At 74.4% G+C, this 10,533-nt stretch carries 8 protein-coding genes and 2 pseudogenes; 6 read left to right on the top strand and 4 right to left on the bottom strand.

The genetic code is table 11. The annotated features are described in order from the left end of the window. A pseudogene (locus ACTWQH_RS01675) lies at positions 1–213 on the bottom strand (beta-xylosidase); the annotation flags it as partial. After that, positions 210–1,295: a glycoside hydrolase family 43 protein gene (locus tag ACTWQH_RS01670; RefSeq protein WP_443284433.1), complete on the bottom strand. Its 1,086-nt coding sequence runs from the start codon at positions 1,293–1,295 to the stop codon at positions 210–212. The gene ACTWQH_RS01670 and the pseudogene ACTWQH_RS01675, both read right to left, overlap by 4 nt. A 392-nt stretch (positions 1,296–1,687) precedes the next feature. On the opposite strand from ACTWQH_RS01670, the gene ACTWQH_RS01665 reads away from it, so the two are divergent. After that, a complete protein-coding gene (locus tag ACTWQH_RS01665) occupies positions 1,688–2,794 on the top strand; it encodes a LacI family DNA-binding transcriptional regulator (protein ID WP_443284432.1) in 1,107 nt (368 codons plus the stop codon). Positions 2,795–3,045: 251 nt separating this feature from the next. Here ACTWQH_RS01665 and ACTWQH_RS01660 read toward each other — a convergent pair. After that, positions 3,046–3,210 (bottom strand): annotated as a pseudogene (locus ACTWQH_RS01660) (family 43 glycosylhydrolase); the annotation flags it as partial. A 224-nt stretch (positions 3,211–3,434) separates the two neighbouring features. Here ACTWQH_RS01660 and ACTWQH_RS01655 point away from each other — a divergent pair. Beyond that, positions 3,435–4,472, top strand: a complete 1,038-nt coding sequence (locus ACTWQH_RS01655) for a LacI family DNA-binding transcriptional regulator (RefSeq protein ID WP_443284431.1) — start codon at positions 3,435–3,437, stop codon at positions 4,470–4,472. Between the two features lie 352 nt (positions 4,473–4,824). Here the strand turns inward: ACTWQH_RS01655 and xylA are convergent, their stop codons facing one another. Then, positions 4,825–5,997 (bottom strand): xylose isomerase, encoded by a 1,173-nt coding sequence (gene xylA, locus ACTWQH_RS01650; RefSeq protein ID WP_443284430.1) that lies wholly within the window; start codon positions 5,995–5,997, stop codon positions 4,825–4,827. A 120-nt stretch (positions 5,998–6,117) separates the two neighbouring features. On the opposite strand from xylA, the gene xylB reads away from it, so the two are divergent. From xylB to ACTWQH_RS01630, 4 genes are all read left to right on the top strand, one after another. Beyond that, positions 6,118–7,557, top strand: coding sequence for a xylulokinase (gene xylB, locus ACTWQH_RS01645; RefSeq protein ID WP_443284429.1), 1,440 nt, complete (start codon positions 6,118–6,120; stop codon positions 7,555–7,557). Positions 7,558–7,609: 52 nt separating this feature from the next. Continuing rightward, positions 7,610–8,767: an ROK family protein gene (locus tag ACTWQH_RS01640; protein ID WP_443284460.1), complete on the top strand. Its 1,158-nt coding sequence runs from the start codon at positions 7,610–7,612 to the stop codon at positions 8,765–8,767. Between the two features lie 247 nt (positions 8,768–9,014). Further along, a complete protein-coding gene (locus ACTWQH_RS01635) occupies positions 9,015–9,689 on the top strand; it encodes an N-acetylmuramoyl-L-alanine amidase (RefSeq protein ID WP_443284428.1) in 675 nt (224 codons plus the stop codon). Between the two features lie 126 nt (positions 9,690–9,815). Continuing rightward, positions 9,816–10,529, top strand: a complete 714-nt coding sequence (locus tag ACTWQH_RS01630) for a hypothetical protein (protein WP_443284427.1) — start codon at positions 9,816–9,818, stop codon at positions 10,527–10,529. Positions 10,530–10,533 lie beyond the last annotated feature (4 nt).

Raw genomic sequence — 10,533 nt, 5'->3', positions numbered from 1 at the left:
GTCATTGCGGTTCTCGCCGAACCAGTAGTAGTACTCGCCGACCTTGACCACGCCCCCGCCATGGGCGTGGACCGGCTCCCCGTTCGGATCGGTGAACTGGGTCCCGTTGGCTATGGTCACCGGCGCGCCCTGGGCGGAGGGGACGATCAGGAACGCGGCGAGTAGCCCCAGGCAGACGGCCGCCACGAGCAGCCACAGGCGTCGTGGGGTCACGCCTCGCCCTCCCGGCCGGCCGCCGCGCCGTCCGGCACGGGGGCGCCGAAGTCGGGGGTGCCGTCGGCATTCCAGCCGAAGGCCTGGATCCGGGTGTGGCGGTTGGGGTCGTTCAGCGGGTCGCCCTCGATGTCCCGGTACTGGCGGGCGTGGTAGACCAGCACGTCCTCGGTGCCGTCCTCGGAGATGGTGAAGCAGTTGTGGCCCGGGCCGTACTGGCCGTTGGCGTCGCTGGTGGCGAAGACGGGCTCGGGGCTCTTGGACCAGGAGGCGGGGTCCAGCAGGTCGCTGTCGTCGGCAGCCGTCAGCATGCCGACGCAGTAGTTGGTGTCGGTGGCGCTGGCCGAGTAGGTGAGGAAGATCCGGCCGTTGCGCTTGAGGGCGTACGGGCCCTCGTTGACCCTGTAGCCGATGATCTCCCAGTCGTACTCGGGCACGGACAGCTCGACCTGGGGCCCGGTGAGGGTGGTGGGGCTGTCCATGGCGGACAGGAAGATGCTGGAGTTGTTGTCGAGCTCCGGGTTCGACTGCGCCCAGCACAGGTAGCGGGTGCCGCCGTGCTCGAAGGTGGTGGCGTCCAGGGAGAAGGAGTCCCAGGCGGTGGTGATGCGCCCGCGCTCGGTCCAGGTGCCGGAGAAGGGGTCGGGCGAGGTGTTCTCCAGCACGTAGATCCGGATCGCCCAGACGTCCTCGGCGCGCCCGGCGGCGAAGTAGATGTACCAGGCGCCGTCGATGAAGTGCATCTCGGGCGCCCAGATGTGGGCGCCCATCTCGCCCGTCGCGTGCTTGGTCCAGATGACGCTCTCGGCGGCGTCGCCCAGGCCCTGGAGGGTGTCGGCGCGGCGCAGCACGATCCGGTCGTATGCGGGGACGGTGGCGGTGAAGTAGTACAGCCCGTCGGTGTGGCGGGTGATGTGGGGATCGGCCCGCTGCTGGATGAGGGGGTTCACGTAGTCCGCGGTGGGAGTGGGGGATGACGCCCCGGAGGCGGCGCCGGCGGCGGCTGTCAGCCCGCCGCCCGTCGCTCCCAGGGCAATGGCTCCTTTGATCACTCCCCGGCGGCTCGGCCGGCGATGTGACATGTCCGTAACACTACGTCCCTCGCGTCACACGGGAGAAGCCCACGGATCGGTCATTAACTGTCGATAAGTTTCGGCATGGCGGGTGGTCGCCCGGGGCGCGGGGCGAGGACCGGGCCGGGCCCTGTGCACCACGACGCGGCCGCCGCTGCCGAAGGCGTATGCCCCACGCTTAGAAACCGGTTCTCGACCATCCGGCGACCTCTCGGCTACCGGACAGGCGCGGGCGGGATGCGTCCCGGCCGCCGGAGCCGGAGGGAGAAGCATTCTCACGCGCGGCTCCGGGGTGGCGCGGTTCCCGGCGCGCGGACAGCTTCCTGTTGCCGGGTCCTCCCCCCAGGGGGCACATTGCTGCTAGTGTCCGCCTAGAAACCGGTTGTCAAAGGAGTGGCTGGGTGAGCAGGAAGAGCGCGACGGCGGCGGGCCGGCACACCATCCGCGACGTGGCGGCGCGCGCGAAGGTCTCGCCGTCCACGGTCTCGCGGGTGCTGGGCGGCAGCTATCCGGTGAGCACGGCCACCCGGGCACGGGTGATGCGCGCCGTGCGGGAGCTGGACTACGTGGCGGACGCGCGCGCCCGCGCCATCGCCGGCTCGGAGACGGGACCTGTCGCCTTCGTGCTCGATGACATTACCGGCCCGTCCTTCGCGCACGTGGCGCAGGGCGTGGAGCGCGAGGCCGCCCGGCTGGGCCTGCTGAGCCTGGTGTGCACCACCGACGGCGACGCCGAGCGGGAGCTGGCGCTGGTGGAGCTGATGAGGGCGCAGCGTGCGGCGGCGGTGATCCTGGTCGGCGGGGTGGCCGACAGCCCGGCGTACCGGGAGCGGATGGGGCGCATCGCCAAGTCGCTGTCCTCGGCGGGCTCGCGGCTGGTGCTGTGCGGCCGCCCGCCGTTCACGGACGGCGCGCCCGCGACCGTCATCGAGTACGACAACGAGGGCGGCGCCTACGCCATCACCAGCCATCTGCTGTCGATGGGTCACCGCCGCATCCTCTTCCTCGGCGGGGTGCCGGGCAACACCACGGCGCAGGGCCGCGAGCGCGGCTTCCGGGCCGCCCTGGCGGCGTACGGCATCGACCCACCGCCCGCGCTGGTGGTGCCGGGGGACTTCACACGCGAGTCGGGGCACCGGCGGGTCGGGGAGGCGCTCGCTGCGGGGCTGTCGTTCTCCGCGGTCTTCGCCACCAGCGACATGGTCGCCGCCGGGGCGCTGACCGTGCTGCACGAGGCCGGGGTGTCGGTGCCCGGCGACGTCTCGCTGGTGGGCTACGACGACATCCCGTTCGCGCGCGACCTGCACCCGCCGCTGACCACGGTGCACGTCCCCTACGAGGAGCTGGGGCGCACGGCGGTGCGCACGGCGCTGAGCCGCAGGCCGGACTCGGCGGACGAGCGGATCATGCTGGGCACACACGTGGTGGTGCGCGGCTCGGTGCGGCAGCTCGGCCCCCGGGGCGGGGTGGGGGAGAAAAAGGGGCGGGGAGGCGGCGGGACGGCGTGACGCGCCGGGCTGGGCAGCGGCACGCCGGCGCGCGTCCCGCGACCGCGCGCCTGCGCCGTGGGCCGCAGCTCGAAGAAGCCGACGTCGGCGTGGCGGCGGGTGCCGCCGAGGTCGTGCGCGGCCAGGCCGACGAACACGCCGGTGAAGCGCAGCCGCGAGCCGTGGTCGACCGAGAGCCGGGTGGCGTCCAACGGGTCGAAGCCCGGGGAACTGAGGTAGACGGGTTTCGACCAGGGGCCAGTCAGGACGCGGCCCGCGGGTCGCCAGGTGACCAGGTCGGTGGAGCGGAGGACCGGCACCCCGGGGAACCACTCGAAGCCGGACGTGGCCGTGGAGTAGTCCGGGCCGACCCGCACGATCGTGGGGTCGGGGTGGAATCCGGGCAGCACGGGATCGCGGATGTGAACCGCCGTCATCCAGTCTTTGCCGTTCCCCGGCTCCATGAGAACGCCGACGACGACGCCCGCAAGGGTGCCTTTCGAAAGCTTTCCGTCGCGCAACTCCCGTCGCTTCACGGGTCTTCACACCGACGCGGTGTGCCCTTAACGTAGGAAGCGCTTGCTATCGGGTCAACGTTTCGACCGGCCACCACGAGAGATTCGAAAATTTCGAAACCAACAGCGGGCGAAAGGGGTTTGGCATGGTCCGTCCCGCAGGAGCAGGAGGGCCGACGCTGGCCGTGATCGCCAGGGAGGCCGGGGTCTCGGTGCCGACCGCCTCCAAGGTCGCCAACGGGCGTGAGGACGTCGCCCCGGAGACCCGCCGCCGGGTGACCGAGGTGCTGGACCGGCTCGGGTACGTGCGGCGCCCCCGCTCCACCGCGAGTGCCCCGCCGGCCCTGATCGACCTCGTGGTCCACCGCCTGGACAGCACCTGGTCGGGCGCGGTGCTCCACGGCGTCGAGGAGGCGGCGCACGAGGCCGGGCTCGGCATCGTGGTCTCGGCCGCGCTCACCGGGGCGCGCGGCGGGCGGCCGGAGCGCGGCTGGCTGGACAAGCTCTGCGCGCGCGGCTCCAGCGGCGTTCTGTTCAACGTGGCGGAGCTCAACTCCACGCAGTACGCCTGGCTGGAGCAGCACCGGATTCCGTACGTGATGATCGACCCCGTGCTCGACCCGCCCCCCGGCGTGCCCTCCGTCGGCGCCACCAACTGGCAGGGCGGCGTGTCGGCCACCGAGCACCTCATCGGCCTCGGGCACGAGCGGATCGCGATCATCGGCGGGTACCGCCGCAAGCTGTGCAGCAGCGCCCGGGTCGCGGGGTACCGCTCGGCGATGGCCTCGGCGGGCCTGAGGGTGCCGGCGGAGTACGTGCGCTACGGCAGCTTCAGCGAGACCGGCGCCCACCGCCAGATGACGGAGCTGCTGGCGCTGCCCGAGCGGCCCACCGCCGTGTTCGCCTGCTCCGACGCGATGGCCCTCGGCGTGTACCAGGCGCTGCGCGAGCACGGCCTGAGTGCCCCGGACGACGTCAGCGTCGTCGGCTTCGACGACCTGCCGCAGGCCCACTGGGCCACGCCCGCCCTGACCACGGTGCGGCAGCCGCTGTCGGAGATGGCGGCGACGGCGCTGCGGCTGCTGCTGCGGATGATGGAGGGCGAGCGCCCCGAGGGGACGCGCACCGAGCTGTCCACCCGCCTGGTGATACGCGAGAGCGCCGCACCGCCGAAAACCGTCTAGGCTCCGGGCGATCAGCTCCCGACGGGCGCGGCCGCGCCCTCGGCAGCACCTCCCCCCAGACCTCCGGCGGCCACCCCTCGGGGTTGTAGTCACCGCCGAACGCCACCCCTCGCAGGCGCCGCCGCAGACCGGCCACCCGTTCGTCGGCGGCACCGGCGGCGTCGGGGTCGGGTGGGGCCACGGTTCTCCCCCTGGAGGCGCCCCCGGAGGGCGGACTCCGCCGGGGGGCGCCAGCCCATCCTTGCATTGAATCGCGTTGAATTGTGTTCAAGCTTGCGAAACGCTGGGCAGGGCGGCCGTTGGCGTCAAGAGGCGGCGGGGAGCACGCGGCACGCCGCTTGCCCCCCGCGAGTCAGCCCGCGACGCCCAGCAGGTGGTCCATGGCGAGCTGGTCGAGCTGCTCGAAGGCCATGGACCGCTGCCCGGAGGCGTCCGGGTCGAACTCCTCGAACGCGCTGGCGTCTGCCAGCAGCGCCGCCGGCGTCTCACCGGCGTTCAGCGTGGGCTGCGCGAGCTGGTCGAGCCGCGAGGCCAGCAGCGCCTCCTGGACGGCCGGGTCGGCGCGGAAGGCGGCGGCCCGCTCCTTCAGGATCAGGTAGTTGCGCATGCAGCCCGCCGCCGAGGCCCACACGCCGTCGAAGCCCTCGGTGCGCGGCGGCTTGAAGTCGAAGTGGCGCGGGCCCTCGTACCCGGCCGTCTCCAGCAGGTCCACCAGCCAGAACGCCGCCCGCAGGTCGCCCGCGCCGAAGCGCAGGTCCTGGTCGTACTTGATGCCGTTCTGCCCGTTGAGGTCGATGTGGAAGAGCTTGCCCGACCACAGCGCCTGGGCGATGCCGTGCGGGAAGTTCAGCCCGGCCATCTGCTCGTGGCCGACCTCCGGGTTGACGCCGAACAGCTCGGGCCGCTCCAGCCGCTCGATGAACGCCAGCGCGTGCCCGACCGTGGGCAGCAGGATGTCGCCGCGCGGCTCGTTCGGCTTCGGCTCCAGCGCGAAGCGCAGCCCGTAGCCCTGGCCGGTGACGTACTCGGCGAGGAAGTCGAACGCCTCCTTCATCCGGTCGAGCGCCGCCCGCACGTCCTTGGCGGCGCCGGACTCCGCGCCCTCCCGGCCGCCCCAGGCCACGTAGGTCTGGGCGCCGAGCTCGGCCGCCAGGTCGATGTTGCGCATCGTCTTGCGCAGGGCGTAACGCCGCACGTCGCGGTCGTTCGCCGTGAAGCCGCCGTCCTTGAAGACCGGGTGGGTGAACAGGTTGGTGGTGGCCATCGGCACCACCATCCCGGCGGCGTCCAGGGCCTGGCGGAAGCGCTTGACGTGCGCCTCGCGCTCGCCCTGCGGGGTGCCGAACGGGATCAGGTCGTCGTCGTGGAAGGTGACGCCCCACGCGCCGAGCTCGGCCAGCCGGGTGACGGACTCCACCGGGTCGAGCGCCGGGCGCGTGGCGTCGCCGAAGGGGTCACGGCCCTGCCAGCCGACGGTCCACAGGCCGAAGCTGAACTTGTCCGCTGGGGTGGGCTGGTATGACATGGCGGCTCCTTAACGTTCCGTCGCCCTTATTTCGTCATGGCCGTTGACAAATTAGTATGCACGGAGCCGCCGCGGAAGCCCCAGGGACCTGCCGGGACCTTTTGAAGAGAGGACGCGCTCATGGCCGCACCAGATGGACCCCTCGTCGTCGGCGTGGACAGCTCCACCCAGTCCACGAAGGTGCTGGTGGTGGACGCCGCCACCGGGACGGTGGTGGCGCGCGGGCAGGCGCCGCACGTGGTGACGGCCGAGCACGACAGCGACCCCGAGCAATGGTGGCAGGCCCTGACCCGGGCGCTCGAGGCGTGCGGCCCGGCCGCCCGGGAGGCCGCCGCCGTGGCGGTCGCCGGCCAGCAGCACGGCCTGGTCACCCTCGACGCCGACGGCCGCCCGGTGCGCAACGCGCTGCTGTGGAACGACACCCGCTCCGCGCCGCAGCGCGACCGGCTGGTCGCCGACCTCGGCGGCCCCAAGGCATGGGCCGACCGGATCGGCAGCGTGCCGCCCGCCTCCTTCACCGTGACCAAGTGGGCGTGGCTGAAGGAGAACGAACCGGACGCCGCCGCCGCGACGCGCGCGGTGCGGCTGCCCCACGACTACCTCACCGGGCGGCTGACCGGCCAGGGCGTGACCGGCGGCACCACCGACCGCGGCGACGCCTCGGGCAGCGGCTGGTGGTCCAGCGCGAGCGAGGGCTACGACGCGGAGGTCCTCGCCCACGTCGGCCTGGACGAGGCGCTGCTGCCGCGCCTCGTCGCCGCGGGGGAACCGGCCGGCACGGTGGCCTCCGGGCTGCCGCTGCCCGAGGGCATCCTCGTCGCGGGCGGCACGGGCGACAACATGGCCGGCGCACTGGGCCTCGGCATCGAGCCGGGCCGCCCGGTGCTGAGCCTGGGCACCTCCGGCACGGTCTACGCCGTCTCCGAGCACCGCCCCACCGACGCGACCGGCATCGTGGCGGGCTTCGCCGACGCCCGCCACCGCTGGCTGCCGCTGGCGTGCACGCTCAACTGCACCCTCGCCGTCGACCGCTTCGCCGCGCTGCTCGGCCGCGACCGGGAGGCGGTCGAGCCCGGCGGCACCGCCGTGGTCCTGCCGTTCCTCGACGGCGAGCGCACCCCCGACCTGCCCTACGCCACCGGCCTCGTCCACGGCCTCACCCACGCCACCACCCCGGGACAGGTGCTCCAGGCCGCCTACGACGGCGCCGTCTTCGCGCTCCTCCAGGCACTCGACCTGGTGCTGGGGCAGGAGGCGGAGTCGGCGACCGACGAGCCGATCCTGCTGATCGGCGGCGGCGCGCGGGGCACCGCGTGGCGCGAGACCGTGCGCAGGCTCTCCGGCCGCCCGGTCCAGGTGCCGCAGGCCGAGGAGCTGGTGGCGCTCGGCGCCGCCGCCCAGGCCGCCGGGCTGCTGCAGGGCCGCGACCCGGCCGAGGTGGCCCGCGGCTGGAACACGGCGGCGGGCCCGGCGTACCCGGGCGTCGCGCGGGACGAGGAGACCGTGGCCCGGCTCGCCGCCGCCCTCACCGACGCCGACGCGCTGCTGCGGCGGCGCTGAGCCGCCGGGACGCCTCGCGGTGGCACAGCCCGCACCCCAGTCGCAGGCGGCGATGCGGCGGCGCAACCTCTCCCGCGTGCTGCACGCCGTGGCCGACGCCGGCCCGCTCTCCCGCGCCGCCGTCGCCGCCCGCATCGGCCTGACCAGGGCGGCCGTCTCCTCGCTGGTGGACGAGCTGCTGCGCGCCGAACTGCTCGTCGAGCGCGGCCCCGGGCGTTCCGGCGCCGTCGGCCGCCCCGGCACCCAGCTGCTGCTGAGCGACCGCGGTCCCTGCGGCATCGGCGCCGAGATCGGCGTGGACCACCTGGCGGTGTGCGTGATGGACCTGCGCGGCCAGGCCAGGACCCGCATCGGCCACGAGGCCCGCAACCAGGGCGGCGACCCGGCCGCGGTGCTGGCGGCGCTGACCGGCATGCTGCGCCGGGCCGAGGCCGAGGCCGGCGCCGTCGGGCTGCGCCCGGCGGGCCTGACCGTCGCCGTGCCGGGCCTGGTGGTGCGCGGCACCGCGACCGTGCTGCGCGCCCCCAACCTCGGCTGGCGCGACGCCGACCTCGCCGGGCTGCTGCCGGACGACCTCGGCCCGGTCACGGTGGAGAACGAAGCCAACCTCGGGGCGCTGGGCGAGCTGTGGTCCGGCCACCACTCCCCCGCGCCCGCCAGCTTCGTGCACGTCTCGGCCGAGATCGGCATCGGCGGCGCGGTGGTGGTCGACGGCGAACTGCTGCGCGGCGCCCACGGCTTCGCCGGGGAGCTCGGCCACGTGCCGGTGCGGCCCGAGGGACGCCCCTGCTCCTGCGGGGGACGCGGCTGCCTGGAGGCGTACGCCGGTGAGGCGGCCGTGCTGCGGGCCGCGGGCCTCACACCGGGCCCGGGCGTCAGGCTCGGCGCGCTCACCGGCCGCTGCGAGGCCGGGGAGCCCACCGCCGTCGCGGCGGTGCGGCGGGCCGGGACGGCGCTGGGCATCGCGCTCTCCGGCGCGGTCAACCTGCTCGATCCGCAGCTCGTGGTCGTCGGCGGCGCGCTGGCCCGCCTCGGGCCCTGGCTGCTGCCCGGTGTACGCCGCGAGCTGGCGCGCCGCACCACCGCCGCGGCGGGCGGCCGCAGCACGCCGGTACCGGTGACCGCCTCCCCGCTCGGCCCCGACGGGCCGCTGCTCGGCGCGGCCCGGCACGCGATGCGGACCACGCTCGACGCGCCCGGCGGGGCCTGACCGCGGGCGGTTTCGGCGTTCGGCCGTGCGTGGGTGTGCGGGCCGGCAGACGCCGACGGGTGCTCCGAGCGAGGTGCCGGGCCGGACGCCCACGTGGGGGGAAGCTGACGTCGGCTCAGGACACGCTCGTGTCACCCCTGTTGCGTTTCTGGCACGCGGCTGGCTTACCGTCAGCAGGAGAACGACCGAGTTCTCCCCCACGCCCGCGCGCCGCGGGCGCGCGTATCCGAGACCTCCGGGAGCTTCCATGACCCTGCGACCACAGCGGTTTTGGCCGTCCCGCCGCGCCCTGCTGCGCGGCGGCGCGGCGCTCGTCAGCTCGTCGGCCAGCCTCGCCTCCACCGCCGGTGCTCTGCTCCAGCAGGGCGACGGAGAGGAACAGGACGAGGGCGGCCGGACCTTGCAGCACACCGTGCGGGCCGAGGCCCCGGCCGACACCGACTTCCCCGGAGCCGAGTGGGCCCCGGCCGACCCCTCGAACATCGCCCCCGCGCGGCGGCCGGAGGAGTACCCGGTGGAGTTCGTCATCATCCACGTGGCGCAGGGGACCTACCTGGACACCATCGGATACTTCCAGAACCCCGACAGCGACGTCTCGGCCCACTACGTGGTGGCCTCGGACGACGGCCGCATCGCCCAGTGCGTCCGCCACGCCGACATCGGCTGGCACGCGGGCAACTGGGACTACAACACCCGCAGCATCGGCATCGAGCACGAGGGCTGGATCGACCAGCCGGAGTGGTTCACCGACGTGATGTACCGTCAGTCCGCCCTGCTGACGGCGAACATCTGCGCCATGTACGGCATCCCGAAGACGCGCGACCACATCATCGGCCACGTCGAGGTGCCCCGCGCCACCCACACCGACCCGGGGCCGCTGTGGGACTGGGACCGCTACATGGAGCTGGTCAACGAGGCCTGAGCGGCGGGGCGTTGGCCCGCCCCGGCCCTGCCGCGGTTCAATCCTCGCCGAGCAGATTTTCATCAGATCGGGGGAATTCACGCTCCCGGCCTATTGGAGCGGTCCGCCGCCGCGCAGTATCGCGGCGTGCAGAGGACTCGCCGTGCGCGCCGGATGGGCGCGGGTGCCGGTGCGGCCTGTGCCGCGCTCGCGGTGGCCGCCGCCTGCTGGCTGGCCACCGGGGAGGCGACGGCGGGCGCGTGCGCCCACGCCGGGGGCGGCTGGGAGGGCGGCGACTGCTGCCCGCCGTCGCCCCCCGTGCTCACGCTGCCGCCGCTTCCTTCACTGCCGCCGCTTCTCCCCCTGCCTCCGCTGCCCGAGCTGCCGGAGCTGCCGCACCCCCCGCATCCCCCTCATCCGCCGTGGCCCTGCCCTCCCCCGGTGCCCAGTCCCCCGGAGCCGCCACCGTCTCCGCCGCCGGAGCCGACGAGCCCGCCCGAGCCGAGCCCTACCCCGGAGCCCCCGGAATCGCCCGAGCCGACGGAACCGGAGGAGCCCACGGAGCCGGAGGAGGAACCGCCGGCGGCCACGCCGTCCGCGCCCCCCGCATCCGACGGCCCGACGCCCGGCGATCCACCCGAGCCGTCCGAGCCCGCGCCGACGGACACCGCCGCGCCCTCCCCCTCCCCGTCCCTGTCCCTGACCGACGCCCTTGAGCTGCCCGCCGACCGCGACCCCCCGGAGCAGGGCGGCTCCCTCGTCGGCCGCACCCTGCTGATCACCGCCCCCGCCGTGCTCGCCGCCGCCGCGCTGCGCTCCCGGTCGTCCCGCGGCGGCGGCTCCCGCTCCAGCGCCCCGTAGTCCC

The sequence above is a fragment of the Streptomyces sp. 6N223 genome (assembly GCF_052246635.1).
In the GTDB taxonomy this organism is placed as follows: Bacteria; Actinomycetota; Actinomycetes; order Streptomycetales; family Streptomycetaceae; genus Streptomyces.
Note: the sequence above shows the minus strand (reverse complement) of the source record. Positions and strands in the feature narration are given on the sequence as shown.